Origin of the sequence: Labrys okinawensis (genome assembly GCF_047345005.1) — a bacterium.
Taxonomy (GTDB): domain Bacteria; phylum Pseudomonadota; class Alphaproteobacteria; order Rhizobiales; family Labraceae; genus Labrys; species Labrys okinawensis.
In genome coordinates, this window is record NZ_CP178864.1 from 1,620,557 (window position 1) to 1,638,178 (window position 17,622).

General features: G+C 63.6%; 16 protein-coding genes. 6 read left to right on the forward strand and 10 right to left on the reverse strand.

The window, feature by feature from the left end; translation table 11 throughout:
• The first annotated feature begins 31 nt into the window (after positions 1–31).
• A complete protein-coding gene (locus ACMDCR_RS07740) occupies positions 32–397 on the forward strand; it encodes a c-type cytochrome (RefSeq protein WP_413991973.1) in 366 nt (121 codons plus the stop codon).
• Entirely contained in the window at positions 394–1,014 is a 621-nt protein-coding gene (locus tag ACMDCR_RS07745) for a hypothetical protein (RefSeq protein WP_413991974.1), read from the forward strand. Before ACMDCR_RS07740 ends, ACMDCR_RS07745 begins: the two co-directional genes overlap by 4 nt.
• A 46-nt stretch (positions 1,015–1,060) precedes the next feature.
• On the opposite strand, the gene ACMDCR_RS07750 is transcribed toward ACMDCR_RS07745, so the two are convergent.
• Positions 1,061–1,750: a Crp/Fnr family transcriptional regulator gene (locus tag ACMDCR_RS07750; protein WP_413991975.1), complete on the reverse strand. Its 690-nt coding sequence runs from the start codon at positions 1,748–1,750 to the stop codon at positions 1,061–1,063.
• Between the two features lie 304 nt (positions 1,751–2,054).
• Between ACMDCR_RS07750 and ACMDCR_RS07755 the strand changes: the two genes are divergently transcribed.
• Positions 2,055–3,257 carry a hypothetical protein gene (locus ACMDCR_RS07755; RefSeq protein WP_413991976.1) on the forward strand — a complete coding sequence of 401 codons (1,203 nt, stop codon included), beginning with the start codon at positions 2,055–2,057 and terminating at the stop codon, positions 3,255–3,257.
• 268 nt (positions 3,258–3,525) lie between these two features.
• Here ACMDCR_RS07755 and ACMDCR_RS07760 read toward each other — a convergent pair whose 3' ends face one another.
• The 4 genes from ACMDCR_RS07760 to ACMDCR_RS07775 form a co-directional block, all read right to left on the reverse strand.
• Complete coding sequence (locus ACMDCR_RS07760; protein WP_413991977.1) at positions 3,526–7,038, reverse strand: molybdopterin cofactor-binding domain-containing protein; 3,513 nt, start codon at positions 7,036–7,038, stop codon at positions 3,526–3,528.
• Positions 7,035–7,526: a (2Fe-2S)-binding protein gene (locus ACMDCR_RS07765; RefSeq protein ID WP_413991978.1), complete on the reverse strand. Its 492-nt coding sequence runs from the start codon at positions 7,524–7,526 to the stop codon at positions 7,035–7,037. The genes ACMDCR_RS07760 and ACMDCR_RS07765 overlap by 4 nt, the downstream gene beginning before the upstream one ends.
• Before the next feature lie 241 nt (positions 7,527–7,767).
• Positions 7,768–8,706 carry a choline ABC transporter substrate-binding protein gene (locus ACMDCR_RS07770; RefSeq protein ID WP_413991979.1) on the reverse strand — a complete coding sequence of 313 codons (939 nt, stop codon included), beginning with the start codon at positions 8,704–8,706 and terminating at the stop codon, positions 7,768–7,770.
• A gap of 224 nt (positions 8,707–8,930) precedes the next feature.
• Positions 8,931–9,233 (reverse strand): SemiSWEET family sugar transporter, encoded by a 303-nt coding sequence (locus ACMDCR_RS07775; protein WP_413991980.1) that lies wholly within the window; start codon positions 9,231–9,233, stop codon positions 8,931–8,933.
• 118 nt (positions 9,234–9,351) lie between these two features.
• On the opposite strand from ACMDCR_RS07775, the gene ACMDCR_RS07780 reads away from it, so the two are divergent.
• Positions 9,352–9,714, forward strand: coding sequence for a winged helix-turn-helix transcriptional regulator (locus ACMDCR_RS07780; RefSeq protein WP_413991981.1), 363 nt, complete (start codon positions 9,352–9,354; stop codon positions 9,712–9,714).
• A 115-nt stretch (positions 9,715–9,829) separates the two neighbouring features.
• Here ACMDCR_RS07780 and ACMDCR_RS07785 read toward each other — a convergent pair whose 3' ends face one another.
• Positions 9,830–11,029 carry an amidohydrolase family protein gene (locus ACMDCR_RS07785; protein ID WP_413991982.1) on the reverse strand — a complete coding sequence of 400 codons (1,200 nt, stop codon included), beginning with the start codon at positions 11,027–11,029 and terminating at the stop codon, positions 9,830–9,832.
• 254 nt (positions 11,030–11,283) lie between these two features.
• Here ACMDCR_RS07785 and ACMDCR_RS07790 point away from each other — a divergent pair, with 254 nt between their 5' ends.
• Both ACMDCR_RS07790 and ACMDCR_RS07795 read left to right on the forward strand, forming a co-directional pair.
• Positions 11,284–11,700, forward strand: coding sequence for a nuclear transport factor 2 family protein (locus tag ACMDCR_RS07790; protein WP_413991983.1), 417 nt, complete (start codon positions 11,284–11,286; stop codon positions 11,698–11,700).
• 52 nt (positions 11,701–11,752) lie between these two features.
• A complete protein-coding gene (locus tag ACMDCR_RS07795; RefSeq protein ID WP_413991984.1) occupies positions 11,753–12,169 on the forward strand; it encodes a nuclear transport factor 2 family protein in 417 nt (138 codons plus the stop codon).
• 14 nt (positions 12,170–12,183) lie between these two features.
• Here the strand turns inward: ACMDCR_RS07795 and ACMDCR_RS07800 are convergent, their stop codons facing one another.
• The 4 genes from ACMDCR_RS07800 to ACMDCR_RS07815 all read right to left on the reverse strand — a co-directional run bounded on the left by ACMDCR_RS07800 (position 12,184) and on the right by ACMDCR_RS07815 (position 17,581).
• Positions 12,184–14,028, reverse strand: a complete 1,845-nt coding sequence (locus tag ACMDCR_RS07800; RefSeq protein ID WP_413991985.1) for a monovalent cation:proton antiporter-2 (CPA2) family protein — start codon at positions 14,026–14,028, stop codon at positions 12,184–12,186.
• 262 nt (positions 14,029–14,290) lie between these two features.
• On the reverse strand, positions 14,291–15,931 hold the full coding sequence (gene groL / locus ACMDCR_RS07805; RefSeq protein WP_413991986.1) for a chaperonin GroEL: 1,641 nt from the start codon (positions 15,929–15,931) through the stop codon (positions 14,291–14,293).
• 41 nt (positions 15,932–15,972) lie between these two features.
• Positions 15,973–16,260, reverse strand: coding sequence for a co-chaperone GroES (gene groES, locus ACMDCR_RS07810; protein ID WP_284309883.1), 288 nt, complete (start codon positions 16,258–16,260; stop codon positions 15,973–15,975).
• A gap of 442 nt (positions 16,261–16,702) precedes the next feature.
• On the reverse strand, positions 16,703–17,581 hold the full coding sequence (locus tag ACMDCR_RS07815; RefSeq protein WP_413991987.1) for a DMT family transporter: 879 nt from the start codon (positions 17,579–17,581) through the stop codon (positions 16,703–16,705).
• Positions 17,582–17,622: the final 41 nt, after the last annotated feature.

Below are 17,622 nucleotides of genomic sequence, written 5' to 3' on the forward strand. Positions count from 1 at the left end.
TCCTTTCCGAACGACGCCTGCGATCCCAGGGATGCTCGCACTCGCGCTTCTCGCGACGCCCGCTCTCGCCGCCGATGCCGCCAAAGGCAAGGCCGATTTCGCCAGATGCGGTGTCTGCCATCGTGTGGGGGAGGGTGCCAAAAATGTCGTCGGCCCCGAGCTCAATGGCGTGGTGGGCCGGCCGTCGGCAGCTGTGCCAGGCTTTCCCTATTCCGCCGCCATGAAGGCATCCGGCGTGACTTGGGACGAAGGCTCGCTACGCGCCTATCTCGCCAAGCCCTCTGCCTTCATCCCTGGCACCAAGATGACTTTTGCCGGCCTGAGCGATCCGGCCGTGATCGACGACGTCATCGCCTATCTCAAGACGTTCAAGCCGGACGGATCGCCGGCGCCATGAGCGATCCCCTGCAGAACCGCGTCACGCCCTTCGGCGAGATCGTCGCGGTCAGCGCCCGCGGGGCCATGATGGGCAATCGCGGCGGCCGGCTGCACGACGATCACAAGCGCCTGCGCCGGCGGCGCTGGGCTTCAAAGGCCTGGATCTGCTGCGAACTCAGCTTCAAGGGCTGGCACCGCGAGGTGATGGCGCCGCGCAACACCTATACCGAGCTCTTCTTCCTCGACGAGGTCACCGCGCTGGCGGCCGGCCATCGCCCCTGCTTCGAATGCCGGCGTGTGGACGCCAGGGCCTTCGCTGCCGCTTTTCCTGAGAAGGAAGCCCGCGCCGGCCGCATGGACGAGATCCTGCACGCCGAACGTCTGGCCGAGCACCGCATAGAGACGACGGTGGGCCTGCCTGATGGGGCTGTATGGGCGGATGACCAGGAAGCCTTTACGCGCCGCGGAGGCATGATCTTGCGCTGGTCGCCGGAAGGCTGGCACGAAATGGCGAAGTGGCGGGACAAGCCGGTGCGGTTGTTGACGCCGCCCGCTGTCGTGACGGCGTTGTGCAATGGGTTTGAGCCGAGATGGCACCATGCGGGGGGTGGGTCTTCAGACCCAGCGTCTTCCTGATCTCGGTAGCGCAGCGTTTCCGGCGGCCCTGAAGACCCGCCCGCCATCAATCCGCCAGGGCCGCCGAGATCCGCTTGTTGAGCTCCTCGGGATTGACCAGCGCCAGCGCGCCTCTCGTCTTTGCCACCAGCCCCTCCTTCTCCAGCGCCGAGAGTTCGCGCGAGACGGCCTCGCGGCGGCAGCCGATGCGTGCGGCAAGGTCGTGGTGGAAGGGCGGCGGAGAGAGCACACGCTGGCCGGAATGACCTGCACGGGGCAGGGAGAGGCGGATCAGCTCGGCATAGAGCCGGTGCTTGGTCTGCAGGAAGGAATGCTCGGCGAGCTTGGTGTTGAGGGCACGCACGCGGCTCGCCAACAGGGTCAGGATCTGCCTGCACACTGAGGCGTTGGTAGTGATCAGCTCCATGAAGACCGGGCCGGAGATGATGCACATCTGCGAGCGGTTGAGCGCGGTGACATTGGCTGAGCGGCCGACGCCGTCGATGGCCGAAAGCTCGCCGAAGAACTGGCCGCCGCCCAGTTCCGCCAAGATCACTTCCTTGCCGGTAATGGTGCGGTAGAGCACACGCACCTTGCCCGAGAGCAGGAAGTAGACGTCGTTGGAATTGTCGTCATAGTCGACCACCAGTTCGTTCTCTTCGAACCTGGCCCAGCGTACCCGTCCGTCATACGCCTTGATCGTTGCCTCGCCCAACGAATGGAACAATGGAATCTGCGACAGGGTATTCGACATCATTCCTCCGGCCGGCGGGCTTTCTCGTGCGCAAGGTGCGTCATGGCGCGTGTCGTGGAAGGTGCGTCATGGCGCGTGTCGTGGCAAGACCACGTTCGCCTGAGCTACAACGGAGCACCGAAGCTCGGCGTGATTCCGTCCGTTGCAGACGAATTCGGGGCCGCCGGCTTATCATCGGCCTGTCCCGGTTTGCCTCGCTGCGCCCCGCATCCTATTTTTGCACAAACGATTCGCCTTATTCCATAGCGTTCTGCGATTTGCCGTCACCGTCAAGACTCGCGAAGACGCGCCAAACCAAGGGTATACGATGTCGAAAACGCGCGTCGCTGTTTTGTTCGGGGGGCGCTCGCCGGAGCATGACGTCTCCATCGTCTCCGGCCTGCAGGCGCTCAACGCGCTCGACAGCACGAAATATGAGGGCTTTCCGGTTTACATCGCCGGCGACGGCGCCTGGTTCACCGGCGATGCGCTGCGCAATCGTGCCAACTACATACCAGGCGAAGAGGCCCGCAAGAACCTGGTCCGCGTCGATCTCGACCTTTCCGCCAACAAGGGCCAGCTGATCCCGCGCAGCAAGGGCGGTTTCTTCGCAAGAAAGCCCGAGCCGATCGGATTCGACGTGGCGCTGCTCGCCTTCCACGGCAATATCGGCGAGGACGGCCAGATCCAGGGCGTGTTCGAGACGGCGAACGTGCCCTATACCGGCGCGCGCACCATGGCCTCGACCATCCTGATGGACAAGGCGATCACCAAGCGCGCCTTTGCCGGCCGTGGCATCGGCATGCTGCCGGATGCGGTGGTGAACCGCCCCGCCACGGGCCTGATCCCCGACAAGGCAAGCCTGGAGGAGGCGCTACGCAATATCGCCTTCCCGGTGATCGTAAAGCCGGCCCATCTCGGCTCCTCCATCGGCGTCGCCAGGGCCGAGGATATCGACACCGTGCGCCAGGTGCTGCCCGGCATCTTCAAATTCGATACGCAGGCCATCATCGAACCCTTCGTCGAGAACCTGGTGGAATACAATGTCGCGGTGAGGCGCGAGAACGGCACCGTCGTAACTTCGGCCATCGAGCGGCCCAAGCGCCAGAGCGACCTGCTCGACTTCAAGACCAAGTATATGTCCGGCGGCTCCAAGAAGACCGGCGGCGGCAAGCAGCCTGGCGCCTCCAGCCAGGGAATGCTCTCGCTGACGCGCGACATCAATCCGGATATCCCGGGGGGGCTGGAGAACGCTATCCGGCAATGGGCGAGCGAGGCGTTCCTCGCGGTGAATGGCACGGGCGCGCCCCGTATCGACTTCCTCTCCAATGAGAAGACCGGCGAGGTTTGGCTCAACGAGGTGAATCCCTGCCCGGGCTCCTTCGGCTATTTCCTTTGGGAGGCGGCGGCCAAGCCGGTGCTGTTCACCGCGCTGCTCGACCAGTTGATCGAGGAGGCCAAGGTCTGCCACCGTGCGGCGCAACTGCCGAGCGACCCGACGCCGGCGGACGCGCGGCTGTTCAAGCGGTGACTGGGAGCGCGGAGGGCCTGTCCACTCCTGGAAACGAGGCGTTTGTTGGATGAGGAAGAGGCGGACGGGGACGTCCGCGATCCCAGCCACGGCGCTTTTCAATGACGGATGACGTACCCGCGCACAAGGAAACCTAACCGCGCGCCGAGCCCGAAGAACTAACGCTGTGGCTGGGACCGCGGACGTCCTCGTCCGCTTCTTCCTCGTTCCCGGGGGTGTCGTTTCCGAGAGTGGACAGGATGTCCGCGCTCCCGACAAAACCAAAGCCTCAACGCCCGGCAGCCCTCAACGCCGCCACCGTCTCTTCCACATCGACCCATGCCGGTTTATCCGGCGCGAAGCGCCCTCGCACATAGTGCGTGAGCTCCACGATCTGCCGGTCGTCGAGCGCCTTGCCGAAGGCCGGCATCGCGCCATGGCTGGAGTTGTCGATGCCTTCCATCAATACGCGCAGGAAGTTCACCGGCGTGGCGGCATGGAGATTGGTGTTGAGGGCGAGCGGCGGTCCGTCATTGATAAGCGGCGCGCCGCGCCCGGCCTCGTGGCAGACCGCGCAGGCGCCATCGAAGAGGCGTGCAGCCGGGGTGGTCGAGGGGTGGCGGGTTGAGGAACTGGCCTGCACGAGGTTGGCCGCGTGTGTCTGTGCATCCTTCGGCGTAGAGGGCACGCTGAACGTGGCGAGATAGACCGCCATGGCGCGGATGTCCTCATCCGGCAGGGCCTTCAATTCGCTGATCACCGGCGCCATCGGGCCTGCGGCGACGCCATGATGAACCGAAGCCCCGCTGCGCAGATAGGCGAAGAGTTCGTCTTCGCTCCAGGGAATCGGCGCCGGGGACAGCCGCGTCAAGGCTGGAGTATCCCAACCCTCGACCGTTCCGCCGGCGAGATAGGCCGCGCCGGTGCCCTCCGCCCCCAGAGCGTTGCGCGTGCTGTGACAGGCGCCGCAATGGCCGAGGCCGTCGACGAAGTAGCGCCCGCGGTTCCACTGCGCCGATTGTGCGGGATCGGTCGCGACCTCGCCGCTGCGGTTGTAAAGGAGGTTCCAGCCGGCCATAAGCGGGCGAAGGTTGAACGGGAAAGTTAGCCGGCTAGGTGGCGTCGTCTCTGCTACGGCGGGCTGCGCCATCAGATAGGCGTAGAGGGCTTCGAGATCGGCCTCGCTGGTCTTGGCGAAGCTCGGATAGGGGAAGGCCGGATAGAGATGGCGGCCGTCGCGGTGGATGCCCTCCCGCATCGCGCGCGCGAAAGCCGCGAAGGACCAAGCGCCAATGCCGGCTTCGGGATCGGGAGTGATGTTGGTGGTCATCACCGTGCCGAAGGGCGTGTCAATCGCAAGGCCGCCGGCAAAAGCTGCGCCGTTCGGCTTGGTGTGGCAGGTCGCGCAGGCGCCAAGTGCCGCCAGGACGCGTCCCCGTTCGATGGTCGCCGCCGAATAGACGGCAGGATCGGGACGTGGAATCGGCGGGATGGCGCTACGGATCGGCATGGCGAGGGCGGTGAGGCCGGCCAGCCCGGCGAACAGGGCACCGATACCGCCGAGCAGGCCGATCCGGCGTCGGGGCTTCGGCTCCACAGGCTTTGGGGGCACCTTGCCGAGGGCTGCGAGCACGCGCTCGGGCGTCAACGGCAATTCGCGGAAACGCACGCCAGTCGCATCATAGACGGCGTTGACGATAGCCGCAGCGCTGGGAACGGAGGCGGACTCGCCGGCGCCAAGGGGCGGCTCGAACTGCCGATCCATCATCATGACGTCGATGGCAGGCAGCTCCGGGAAGGCGAGGACGGGGTAACTGCCCCACTCCTTCTCCGCCACCGCCATGGTTTGCGTAAAGCTGACCTCCTCCTTCAGCACCCGGCTCGTGGATTGCACGACATTGCCGTGGATCTGGTGCTGGACTCCGGCGGGATTGACCATCATGCCGGTATCCTGGCCGACGACCACCCGCGTCACACTGACTTCGCCAGTCGAGCGGTTGACCGCCACATCCGCGGCCCAGGCCGACCAGGCCGCACCCACCCCCGGCCATCGGCCATGCACATAGCGCGCCTGGGCGAAGCCGCGTCCTCGCAGAATCGCGGCGTGCTCTTCCTGCGGTGCCGGGCCGACATGAGGCTGCCAGCCCGCACGCTCAGCTGTTGCCTTGACCAGTTCGGCCGCACGCGGATCGTCGATATGGCGCAGGCGGAATTCGACGGGATCGATGCCGGCCTGTTCTGCCAGCTCGTCGATGAAGCTTTCATGGGCGAAGACATTGGGCAACGCCGAGACGCCGCGCAGCCAGGAGGCGCGGGCAAGCGGCGCCATGTCATGCACCGTGACGCGCAGATTCTCGTAGGCGTAGGAGGGACGTGCCGTCCGGTCTCCCATCTGGACGACGGTTGGTTCGGGAGAAACGCGGCCCGTGAGCAGCAGGGCCAGGGTCGGCGCCGTGTTCGAGGGGTAGCGCGTCTGGAAATCATAGGCGAGCAGGCTGCCGCCCGGGCCGAGGGCACCGGAGACATCGATCAATTGTCCCGCACCCTTCGGCTCCCACAGATGCTCCTGCTCGCGCGTCAACTGCACCCGCACCGGCCGGCCGACAGCACGCGACATCAAGACCGCATCGGCAACCACATCGTCGGCGCAATTGCGGCCATAGCAGCCGGCGGCCTCGGCGCGGATGACCTTGATGGATGCTTCCGGCAAACCTGTCAGCAGGGCGAGATCGGTCCGCAACGGAAAGGGATTCTGCGAGCCGGACCATACCGTCATGCCGTCGGGCGTGACATCTGCGACCGCGCAGGAAGGGCCGATCGAGCCATGCATCTGATAAGGCCAGACATAGGTGCGGTCGAGCCGCTTCTTTGCCCCGGCCAACGCAGTCTCGACATCGCCTTCATCGATCAGGCGGCGCGAATGCACGGGCTGGGCCCGCAGGGCCTTGTCGAGATCGTTGAGATTCCGGCCGATCGCCCAGGGTTTCCAGGTTACCTTCAGTGCCGCGGCGGCCGCCGCCGCCTGTTCCTCACGCTCGGCGACAACGCCGATGAAGTCGCCCTCCACCACCACGGCCACGATGCCTGGAAGGCCGGCGATGGAACCATGATCGACAGCCTCGAGGCTGCGGCCGATGAAGTCTCCATTGTCGATGCCGGCGTAGGGCGGGCGAACGACACGGCCATGCAACATGCCGGGCACGCGCACATCGTGAACATAGACGAAGCGGCCCGCCACCTTGTCGGGAATGTCCACCCGACCGATGGGCTTGCCGATGATGCGATGCTCGCTCACGGGCTTCAACGGCGTATCATGCGCAACATGCATGTGAATGCGGCGGTTGCGCAGGAGATCGGCGAAGCTCACGCTCTGGGTGGCGTCGCTGAGAGAGCGTATGACGCCGTTCTCGGTGGTAAGACTGTCCGTGGGCATCCCCAGCACCTCGGAGGCGAGCTCGACGAGATGGTGCCGGGCCTGCGCCGCCGCGATGCGCAGCGGCTTGGCGGTGATCTGTATCGTCTCGCTGGCGATGGTGGCGCCTTGGTTGGGGGTCTCCTCCGTATCCCCGAGGATCACGGTGACGCTGTCGAAGGGGACGTCCAGCTCCTCTGCCACGATCTGCGCGAGGGAGGTGCGAATGCCCGTACCCAGGTCGACATGGCCGCAGAAGGCGTAGACCTTGCCTTCATCGGTCAGGCAGACATGGATATCGGTCTCCCTGCCATGCGTGCCGTGATGAGGTTCGGTGATGGCGAGCACGCCGCTGTGCAACAGCAGGTCACGGCGGGAGGGAACGCTCATGCCCGGGCACCCGCGTCCCGCAGTCTTTCCGCCGCCAGCCTGGCGGCGCGCAGGATTTCGACATGCGTGCCGCAGCGGCAGAGATTGTAGCGCAGTTCATTGCGGATCATGGCATCGTCGGGATCCGGCTCGCGCCGCAGCAGGGCGGTGACGGTCAGGATCATGCCGTTGGTGCAATAGCCGCACTGGGCCGCTTCGGCTTCGATGAAGGCCTGCTGCACCGGATGCAAGGCCTGTGGGGTGCCGAGACCTTCGAGCGTCACGATCTCGCGTCCCTCGGCCAGGCGCAGGGGAAGAACGCAGCTTCGCGCAGCGACGCCGTCGATCAGCACCGTACAGGCGCCGCATTCGCCGAGGCCGCAGCCATATTTGGGGCCGTTCAGTTCGAGGTCGTTACGCAATATATGCAGAAGCGCCGTATTGCCTGCGGCCTCCACGGCGTGGCCGGATCCGTTGACGTAAAGGCGATACGAACGCGTGTCTCTCATGGCGACTGCTTCTTCGGCCAAAGACGGCTTCGCATGGACCGGCGCCCCGCAGGAATCGTTTGTGTACACACAAGATGACCCAACCCTGCCGCTTTGACAACCGGAGGTACCAGGGTTGGGGAGACGCGGGGAGGTGGCTCGTCTTCAAGACGGAGAGCGCGACTCCAGCGCACACAAGTCGTGCGCTGGAGTCGTGCCTCATCCCGGAAAGTTGTTCAGGACACTCAGCGCAGTGTCCCGTTCAAAGTCCCAGACCCTTCTTCACCGCAGGCAGGCCTGGCTGTCCGTCGAAAGTGGTCACGCCGGCAAGCCAGGTATCGAGCACGCCGGGATTGGCCTTGAGATATTTCTCGGCTGCGGTGGGACCGTCCAGCCCGTCGCCGGTGATCATCTGCATCACCTGGTTTTCCAGCCCGACGGTGAATTTCAGATTGCCGATGAATTTCGCAGCATTCGGGCATTGCTCGGCCCAGCCGGTGCGCAGATCGGTGTAGACGACTGCCTTGCCGAAATCCGGGCCGAAAGTGTCGTCCCCACCCGTCAGGTACTGTATCCTAAAGTTGACGTTCATTGGATGCGGTGCCCAGCCGAGGAAGACGATGTCCTCGCTGCGCGAGACTGAGCCTTGGACCTGGGCGAGCATGCCCTGCTCGGAGGATTCCACCACCTCGAAGCCCTTGAGCCCATCCTTGTTGGCGTCGATCAGGCCTTGCACCAGGCGGTTGCCATTGTTGCCGGGCTCGATGCCGTAGATCTTGCCCTGGAGCGAATCCTTGAACTTGGCGATATCAGAGAAATCCTTGAGCCCCTTGTCATAGGTGTATTGCGGCACGGCGAGCGTGTATTTCGCGCCATCCGGCAGGTTGGCGGCGGAGACCACGATCGATTTGTCGTCGAGATAGGCCTTACGGTCATTTTCCATACTCGGCTGCCAGTCGCCGAGATAGACGTCGATGTCCTTGTTCTTCATCGAGGCATAAGTGACGGGAATGGACAGCACCGTGGTCTGAGGATCGTAGCCGAGACCCTTGAGGATGCGCGAGGAGATGGCGGTGGTGGAGGTGATGTCGGTCCAGCCCACATCGGAGAAACGGACCGATCTGCAGCCGTCCGGATCGCCCGCGAGGGCCGGGCTGGCTGAAAGCAAGGCAAAGGCGAGGAATGTGCTGAAGCGCTTCATGTCATGGTTCCCGGGATGATGACGACGATTTTTTCGCTTGTCGCTAATCCCGGCCTATGACGCGTAACCCTCTACGCTCGGTACACACTGCGGATCGGTGTCGCTGAAGACGAGATTAGGCGCCCCAGCCAAGCACAACGGGTCGATCTCGCCTATGTGACTACAGGCACCATCGCTCCCTTCCGCGAAAGGCCAGTGCTGCGCCTTGATTGCAGCTTGGTCGTTTATGGACCAGACGGTCTCGATCTTCCCTGCGGCGGACCGATAGAAAACAAAACACTTTTCATTTTCACCGATAGGATGAAGCCGGCGAGCACGAATGTGACGCCGTTGCCCAGCCAGATCGCCGGAGCATCTCGCAAGGCGCCGTAGAAAATCCAGAGGCTGGTTCCGGCTTCAAGCATCAGGAGCGTGGCCAAGCTGAAATCATTTGCGCTGCCGCTGCGCCAAGTCTTCACAACCTGCGGCAGGAACGCGAGTGTGGCTAGGCTGCTGGCCACGAAGCCTATATATTCGATAGCGTCCATGGCAACTCTCCCCAAACTGCGAGCATTTGATACCGCTCACCAACCGTGTGCTTGCAGGCAGGAATATAGCGGTCCACTATGGACTTAGGGAGTACGTACAAACAGGACATGTAGTATCATGGATGATAGTACTACCCGCCGATCACGGCAGCGGAAGGCCGGTCGTACCGGCTGCTCCGTAGAAGCGACGCTTTCCGTCATCGGTGGCGTCTGGAAGCCGGTCCTGGTTTTCCATCTGCTGGACGGCAAATTGCGCTTTAACGCCCTGTGCCGCGTCACGCCCTCCGCCACGCCACGAATGATCACCTTGCAACTGCGCGAGCTCGAGGCGGATGGAATCGTCAAGAGGACGGTGTTTCCCGAAGTTCCCCCGAAAGTCGAATATGAGCTGACGGAGCTCGGCCAGTCGCTCGCGCCTGTGCTGCTGAGCATGCGCGATTGGGGAGAGCGGCTTCAACAATCGGACTCGGTGGACTCCTAGGTGCTCCGGACAGGACCACCATAAGCGGTCCTTTAAGCTTATACCTCGAGCGAGCCGACCCTTGAGCAGGGGGCGTCTCCAAAGCCTCCTCAACGTTCGGGCCGGTTTTCCAGGCTCAATGCCCCACGATCACTGGTATCTTCGTCGCCGGCGGCGTATTCCGGCTGCGCTGGGTGCGGACCACGCCGTCGATGATGGTCATGCCGATACCGGGCAGGTCGCCGAGCTGGATGGAATCGAGCAGGTCCTTGCCAGCCGAATGCTGGGCCTTGTCCATGATGACGAAGTCGGCGGCGCGGCCGACTTCCACGATGCCGCAGTCGAGGGCGCGCAGGCGGGCGGTATTGCCGGTGGCAAAGCACAAGGCGATCTCCGCCGGGACGTCGCCGAGCGAGGAGAGCATCGAGACCATGCGCATGATGCCGAGCGGCTGCACGCCCGAGCCGGCGGGGGCGTCGGTGCCCAGGATGACCCGTTCGAGCTGGTTCATCTCGCGGGCGATGCGCAGCGTATAGAGGGCGGCACGCTCATTGCCGTTATGCACGAGTTCCAGGCCGCGGCCACAGCCTTCGCAGATGCAGCGGATCTGGTCGGTGGGCAAGGCGGTGTGGCCGCCATTGATATGGCCGACCACATCGGTATCGGCCTCCAGCACGACATCCTTGTCGATCAGGCCGGAACCGGGGATGGAGGGGCCGCCAGTGTGGATGGTCGACTGGATGCCGTATTTGCGGGCCCAGGCCACCATCCTGCGTGCGGTCGGGCCGTCCTTGACGCCGCCGAGGCCGACTTCGCCGAGCAGCTTCACGCCGGCGCTGGCGAGATCCCTGAAATCCTCCTCGACCATGTCGGGCTCGATCACCGGTGCGCCGGCATGGATTTTCACGCCGCTTGGGCGGAAGGCGGTGAAACAGCGCTGGGCATAGATTGCCATCGCCTTGAGGCCGACGACATCGCGCGGGCGGCCGGGCGTGTGCACCTCGCCGGCAGAGACCATGGTGGTGACGCCGCCATGCAGGTTGGATTCGATCCAGCCAAGCTGATTCTGGCGCGGTGTCCAGTCACCCGCAACGGGATGGACGTGGCTGTCGATCAGGCCCGGCGTCACCGCGGTGCCGTTGGCGTCGATGATGCTGGTGGCGCCGGAAAGGTCGAGATCCCCAGAGCGCCCAATCGCGGCGATCCTGCCGCCGATGGAGACGATGGTGTCGGCGTCGAGGATTGGCCTGGTGATATCGCCGCTCAGGAGAAGCCCGACATTCCGGATGACCAGCTTGTCGTTCGCCCCGCCAGCTTTGATTTCCTCTTGCGCCATCGTCCGCTCCCGTCGTTGTCCGAAGTCGTTAGTCTACAAACAATTCGGGGGAGCTCAAGCAGGCATCGCGCTCGCCGGGGCGATCGCGTCGTCTCATGCAATCCGCCTCTCTTTCCGAAGGCAACGCAGAGGCGTAGTATCGTCTCAAGTCTCCATCCAAACGTGTGTTGTCAGTGTGCTCTGCCAGCCGTTTTTTGCCGGTGGAATCATTCCCCGCGAAGCGGTGTGCGCTTGATGCGACCAAGGGGAACAAGATGAGCGACAAAAGTTTGATCGAAGCCTTCGTGCGCCAGAGCTACAGCCGGCGCCGTGCGGGCGATATCGAAGCCATCATGACGGATTTCGGGACAGATCCCGTTTTTCGGCTCGCGGGCGATGAGATCCTCGGTGCCTTGACCAGCGAGATCCGTGGTCGAGAGGCTCTGCGCCAGATGATTCAGTCACTGGTCGAGCTCTGGGATTGGTCCGAACATGGGATCGACACCATCCTGATTGACGGCAACCGCGTCGTCGTCCACGGCAAGGGTGTAGTCCGTTTCCTGCCAACGGGCCAGCGCTTCACCACCGAGACACTGGACCTGCTCACACTGGTGGACGGCAAGATCGCCGAATTCGTCGAGTTCTGCGACACGCACACCGTTGCGAAAGCGATGAGTTCATTGGCCGCCTGACCGCGGCGCCGTGCTGCCTTGGAGATGACGACAAATCGGGAGGAGGAACGTCGTGAGCGATCGTGACCGGATCGAAGCCATGGTGCGAGAAACCTATGCCCGGCGCTGCGCCGGCGACATTGACGGTTTCATGGCCATGTTTGGACCTGAGCCCCGCTTCCGGCTTGCGGGTGATGAGATCCTTGGCGACCTGACCGTTGAAATACGCGGCCACAAGGATGTGCGCGCGGTTCTGGAGCGTCTGACGAACGCTTGGGATTGGAGCGACTACCGGGTCGACGCCGTGGTGGTGGACGGCGATCGCGCCGTCGTGCATGGCAAGGGTACGATGTTCTATGTTCCGAAGCAGCAAAGGATCGCTACAGAGACGCTCGATATCCTGACCATCGCCGACGGCAAGATCACCGACTTTGTGGAGTTCTGCGACACCCACATGGCAGCCAGGGCCATGGATCTCCTGCCGGTGTGAAATAGACAGGCGGCTCAGCCCGTCTCCTCGTCCTCCTTCGCCTCCTCGGCGGCGTTGATGGCGTCGCGGTTCAGCGTGACGCCCATGGTGTCCGGCCGCTCCAGCGGTTCGGGCTTCAGCAGGCGCTTGGAGTTGACCAGATCGATACCGGCATAGATCCCGCCCTGTTGCTGGGCGACGATGCGCCTGGCGTCGCGGTCGCGCACATCGTCGATGATCTCCTCGGCCTCCATGTTGTCGACGCCGAGAGCCTCCAGCGTGGAGCGGCCAAAGGCGAGGGCGCTCTCGAAGGTCTCGCGCATATGGTAGTCGACGCCGGCCGTAAGCAGCGCCAATACGTGCTGGCGGTCATAAGCCCTGGCATAAACCTCGGTCAGCGGGAACTCTGCCTTGACCATCTCGACGATCTTCACGGCGTCGGCGCGGTTATCGATGGCGATGGCGATTACGCGCGCATCGGCCGCGCCCGCGGCGCGCAGCACGTCGAGCCGCGCCCCGTCGCCGAAATAGACCTTGGCTCCGAAGCGGGCGGCCACGTCGATCATCTCGACATCCTTGTCGATGATGGTGGTTTCGATGTTGGCGGTGCGCATGACCTGGCTGACGACCTGTCCGAAGCGGCCGAAGCCGATGACCAGCGCCTTGCCATGGGCGTCGGAATAGTCCTCCTCGATCATGGGCTCGGGGGGCGTAAAGCGTCTGAGCAGGCGCTCGGAGCCGGCCGCGATCAGCGGGCCGAACAGCATGGTCAGCGCGGCGAGGGCCTTGGCGAAGGCGGCCTGGTCGCCGTTGAGAAAGCCGTAGCTCGCGCCGAGCGGAATGAGCACGAAGGCGAATTCGCCAGCCGGCGAGAGCAGGATGCCCGAGCGCAGCGAGTCGAGCCGGGACGATCCCATCAGGCGGAACACGGCAGCGACCGAGACCGACTTGACCAGAGCGAGGCCGAGGGCAAGCGCGATCAGCGCCAGCCAGTTGTCGAGCACCAGCCGGCCGTTGATGTCCATGCCGACGCTCATGAAGAACAGGCCGAGTAGCAGGCCGCGGAAGGGCTCGATATCGGCCTCCAGCTCATGGCGGAACTGCGATTCGGCCAGCAGCACGCCGGCAAGGAAGGCGCCGAGCGCCATCGACATGCCCGCCCATTGCATCAGCAGGGCGGTGCCGAGCACCAGCAGAAGGGCGGCGGCGGTCATCACCTCGCGCGCTTGCGTGGAGGCGAGGATGCGGAACAGCGGGTTGAGCAGATAGCGCCCGGCCAGAACCACCATGGCGATCGACCCGATCATATAGGCAGCATTCAGCAGGCCGTTGCTCTCATGGGACGCACGCGCCATCTCGACCGAAAAGAGCGGGATCAGGGCCAGGATCGGCACCACCGACATGTCCTGGAACAACAGCACCGCGAAGCTGCGCTGGCCGTACGGGGCCTGCAATTCGCCGCGCTCATTCAGAACCTGCAGGGCGATCGCGGTGGCGGACAGGCCCAGTGCGATGCCGGTGATCGCCGCGCCGAGAATCGGCAGGCCAAGGGAATAGGCGATGCCGCCGATTACCAGCGCACAGACCACCAGCTGCAGTCCGCCCAGCCCGAAGATGTCCTTGCGCATGGCGAGCAGACGCGACAGCTGCAGTTCGAGCCCGATGACGAAGAGCAGCAGTACGATGCCGATCTCGCCGACATGCTGGATCGTGGTGGTATCGGTGAAGAGCGCAAAGCCCGATGGACCGATGGCCACGCCCGCGATCAGATAGCCGAGAATGGCGCCGAGCCCGATGCGCTTGAAGATCGGCACCGCGATGACGGCGGCACCCAGGAAGAGAAGAAGGCTCGGGAGAAAGGACGTGTTCGCGTGTTCCATGAGCCTTCATGCAACTGATGGGAGGGAGAGGTCAATTGGCTGGGAGCGTGGACATCCTGTCCGCTCTTCGAAGCGGAGCGTTTGATGGAGAGGTTGGAGCGAACTGTGTTGGATCCTTCCGGAGATTTATTCCGAAACCATGTCGTTTCAAGAGCGGATCGTCCGACACTCTCTTGAGTGTCGTAGGACGTCCGCGCTCCCAGCAAAGAAAAGGGCGGTGCCTTTCGACACCGCCCTCGTCATTTCTACAGGGAGCTAGGACTTAGAAGTCCATGCCGCCCATGCCGCCGCCGCCCGGCATCTGGGGCATCGGGGTCTTGTCCTTCGGCGCTTCGCCGATCATGGCTTCCGTGGTGATTAGGAGCGAAGCCACCGAAGCGGCGTCCTGAAGCGCGGTGCGCACGACCTTGGCCGGATCGACGATGCCCTTCTCGAGCAGGTCGACATATTCCTCGGTCTGCGCATCGAAACCGAAGGACTTCGACTTGTTCTCGAGAATCTTGCCGATGACGATCGAACCCTCGACGCCCGAGTTTTCGCAGATCTGGCGGATCGGCGCCTCGAGCGCCTTCTCGACGATCTTGATGCCTGCACGGATGTCGGAATTGTCGGAGGTCAGCTTCGACACGGCAGCCTTGGCGCGCAGCAGAGCCACGCCGCCGCCGGGAACGATGCCTTCCTGAACAGCCGCGCGGGTGGCGTTCAGAGCGTCGTCAACGCGGTCCTTCTTCTCCTTGACTTCCACTTCGGTGGAACCACCGACGCGGATCACGGCAACACCGCCAGCGAGCTTGGCGAGACGCTCTTGGAGCTTCTCACGGTCGTAGTCGGACGTCGTTTCCTCGATCTGGGCCTTGATCTGCCCAACGCGGCCCTCGATGTCCTTCTTCTTGCCGGCGCCGTCGACGATCGTGGTCTTCTCCTTCTCGATCGACACCTTCTTGGCGCGGCCGAGCATCTGGAGCGTCACGGTCTCGAGCTTGATGCCGAGGTCGTCGGAGATCACCTGGCCTCCCGTGAGGATGGCGATGTCTTCCAGCATGGCCTTGCGGCGATCACCGAAGCCCGGAGCCTTGACGGCGGCGATCTTCAGGCCGCCACGCAGCTTGTTGACGACGAGCGTGGCGAGGGCTTCGCCTTCGACGTCTTCAGCGACGATCAGGAGGGGCTTGCCGGTCTGCACGACGGCTTCGAGCACCGGCAGCATGGCCTGGAGGCCCGAGAGCTTCTTCTCGTGGATGAGGATATAGGGATCCTCGAGGTCCGCGATCATCTTCTCGGCATTGGTGATGAAGTAGGGCGAGAGATAGCCACGGTCGAACTGCATGCCTTCGACGATGTCGACTTCGGTGTCGAGGCTCTTGGCCTCTTCGACCGTGATCACGCCTTCATTGCCGACCTTCTGCATCGCCTTGGCAATTTCGCCGCCGATGAAGGCATCGCCATTGGAGGAGATGGTGCCGACCTGGGCGATCTCGGAGGAGTTGGCGACCTTCTTGGAGCGATCGGCGATGTCCTTGACGGCGGCCTGAACGGCCATGTCGATGCCGCGCTTCAGATCCATCGGGTTCATGCCGGCGGCAACCGACTTGGCGCCTTCACGCACGATGGCCTGGGCCAGAACGGTGGCGGTGGTGGTGCCGTCGCCAGCGGTGTCGTTGGTCTTGGAAGCGACCTCACGAACCATCTGGGCGCCCATGTTCTCGAACTTGTCCGCGAGCTCGATCTCCTTGGCGACGGTGACGCCGTCCTTGGTGATGCGGGGAGCGCCGAACGACTTCTCGATCACGACGTTGCGGCCCTTGGGGCCGAGCGTGACCTTGACGGCATTGGCGAGAATGTCCACGCCGCGCAGCATCTTGTCGCGCGCATCGGTGGAGAATTTGACTTCCTTGGCAGCCATATTGGTGTCCTCAGAGTGAAATTATGTGTGATATCCGCCGTTTAGGCGACGATACCCATGATGTCGGATTCCTTCATGATGAGGAAATCCTCACCATCGAGCTTGATCTCGGTGCCCGACCACTTGCCGAACAGCACGCGATCGCCAGCCTTGACGTCGAGCGGGGTCAGCTTGCCGGCCTCGTCGCGGCCACCGGGGCCAACAGCGACAACCTTGCCCTCCTGGGGCTTTTCCTTGGCTGTGTCGGGGATGATGATGCCGCCCTTGGTCTTTTCTTCGGCATCGACGCGCTGGACGACCACGCGGTCGTGGAGCGGACGGAACTTCATGGCTTTTTTCCTCTTGTGCGACAGGCGCGGGGTGCGCCCACATTCCACATCGAAGGGATTATCTTGACGCCGTTAGCACTCACCTCAAGCGAGTGCTAACGACTGGCCCGGATTTAGTCAGACCCCCTCGGACTGTCAAGAAGCGTGCGGGCAAAGAATTTGCAGCGGGCGCATTTTGATGAAGGCAGGATTGATGTGCCGGTCTTCAGGCCGGCATTCCTTTCCTGCAAGCACCGCTTCCTATGCCGGCCTAGCGAGCCTGACCGAAGAGTCACCGGAACGTGACTTTTTTGTCATTGCCGGGCTCGTCCAGGCAATCCAGCAGGCATGAACGCTCACAAAGTTGCGTCTGGATACCCGGGACAAGCCCGGGCAGGACAAAATCTGCGTCTCTTTCGGCTCTTTCGGAATTTTTGGGTCAGATTTTTCAACCAAGCACACCTCATGCCGTCCGACCGCGGCCCTGGCTGAAGGTCGCGAACAGGCAGGCGGCCATGATCAAGGCCGCACCGGCAAGCGTCCAACTCGTGGGGATCTCGGCGAAGATGAAATAGCCGAAGAGCATCGCCCAGATGAAGGAGGTGTATTCCATGATTCCGAGACGGCCAGCATGGCCGCGCGCGTAGGCCCAGGCAAGGCACAGATGGCCGCAGGTGCCAAACAAGCCGACGGCGCCGGCGATCAGCCAATGCAAGGGCGGCACGGGCTGCCAGTTCCATACCGCCGTCGGCAGCACGAAAAGAAAGGCGAAGCAGTTGGAGAGGAAGACGATGGTGACAGTCGAATCCTGGGCGGTCTGCTGGCGCATCAGCACCATGGACAGCGCATAGAAGAAGGCGCAGCCGAGCGCCGCCAGCAGTCCGACGAGATCGAAGCCGTGGGTCTCACCCATCTCCTGGCCGCGGGCGATGACAATCACCCCGACAAAGCCGACCAGGATGGCGACGAGCGCCGGGATCCCCACCTGCTCCTTGAGTATGAGGCGGCCGAGCAGCGCCATCAGCAGCGGTGCGAGGAAAGTTAGCGTGATCGCTTCAACCAATGGCAGGCGGGCGATGGCGGTGAAGAAGCAGGCTGCCGTCGCCACCACGATGAGGGCGCGCAGGGCGTTGCGCCTCATTGCGGCCAAGCTTGGCCGTCCACCGCCGAAGAACAGGTAGATCGCCACCGCAAACAGCGCCCCGCCGCCATAGCGAAGCGTAACAGCCTGCGTGAGCGGATAGGTCTCCGAAATCACCTTCATGCAGGCGTCGAGGAAGGACAGGAAAGTGACGCCGAGGCCCGACATCAGCACCGGGCGGAACGAGGCTTCGTTCCTCATGGCGCGCGATCGCAGACAAAGGCCGGCAGACCGCCGGCAGT

What these genes read in the sequence shown, in the direction of transcription:
- ACMDCR_RS07740 (WP_413991973.1), top strand. Translation starts at nt 32, where the DNA reads ATGCTCGCACTCGCGCTTCTCGCGACGCCCGCTCTCGCCGCCGATGCC.
- ACMDCR_RS07745 (WP_413991974.1), top strand. Translation starts at nt 394, where the DNA reads ATGAGCGATCCCCTGCAGAACCGCGTCACGCCCTTCGGCGAGATCGTC.
- ACMDCR_RS07750 (WP_413991975.1), bottom strand. Translation starts at nt 1,750, where the DNA reads ATGATGTCGAATACCCTGTCGCAGATTCCATTGTTCCATTCGTTGGGC.
- ACMDCR_RS07755 (WP_413991976.1), top strand. Translation starts at nt 2,055, where the DNA reads ATGTCGAAAACGCGCGTCGCTGTTTTGTTCGGGGGGCGCTCGCCGGAG.
- ACMDCR_RS07760 (WP_413991977.1), bottom strand. Translation starts at nt 7,038, where the DNA reads ATGAGCGTTCCCTCCCGCCGTGACCTGCTGTTGCACAGCGGCGTGCTC.
- ACMDCR_RS07765 (WP_413991978.1), bottom strand. Translation starts at nt 7,526, where the DNA reads ATGAGAGACACGCGTTCGTATCGCCTTTACGTCAACGGATCCGGCCAC.
- ACMDCR_RS07770 (WP_413991979.1), bottom strand. Translation starts at nt 8,706, where the DNA reads ATGAAGCGCTTCAGCACATTCCTCGCCTTTGCCTTGCTTTCAGCCAGC.
- ACMDCR_RS07775 (WP_413991980.1), bottom strand. Translation starts at nt 9,233, where the DNA reads ATGGACGCTATCGAATATATAGGCTTCGTGGCCAGCAGCCTAGCCACA.
- ACMDCR_RS07780 (WP_413991981.1), top strand. Translation starts at nt 9,352, where the DNA reads ATGGATGATAGTACTACCCGCCGATCACGGCAGCGGAAGGCCGGTCGT.
- ACMDCR_RS07785 (WP_413991982.1), bottom strand. Translation starts at nt 11,029, where the DNA reads ATGGCGCAAGAGGAAATCAAAGCTGGCGGGGCGAACGACAAGCTGGTC.
- ACMDCR_RS07790 (WP_413991983.1), top strand. Translation starts at nt 11,284, where the DNA reads ATGAGCGACAAAAGTTTGATCGAAGCCTTCGTGCGCCAGAGCTACAGC.
- ACMDCR_RS07800 (WP_413991985.1), bottom strand. Translation starts at nt 14,028, where the DNA reads ATGGAACACGCGAACACGTCCTTTCTCCCGAGCCTTCTTCTCTTCCTG.
- groL (WP_413991986.1), bottom strand. Translation starts at nt 15,931, where the DNA reads ATGGCTGCCAAGGAAGTCAAATTCTCCACCGATGCGCGCGACAAGATG.
- groES (WP_284309883.1), bottom strand. Translation starts at nt 16,260, where the DNA reads ATGAAGTTCCGTCCGCTCCACGACCGCGTGGTCGTCCAGCGCGTCGAT.
- ACMDCR_RS07815 (WP_413991987.1), bottom strand. Translation starts at nt 17,581, where the DNA reads ATGAGGAACGAAGCCTCGTTCCGCCCGGTGCTGATGTCGGGCCTCGGC.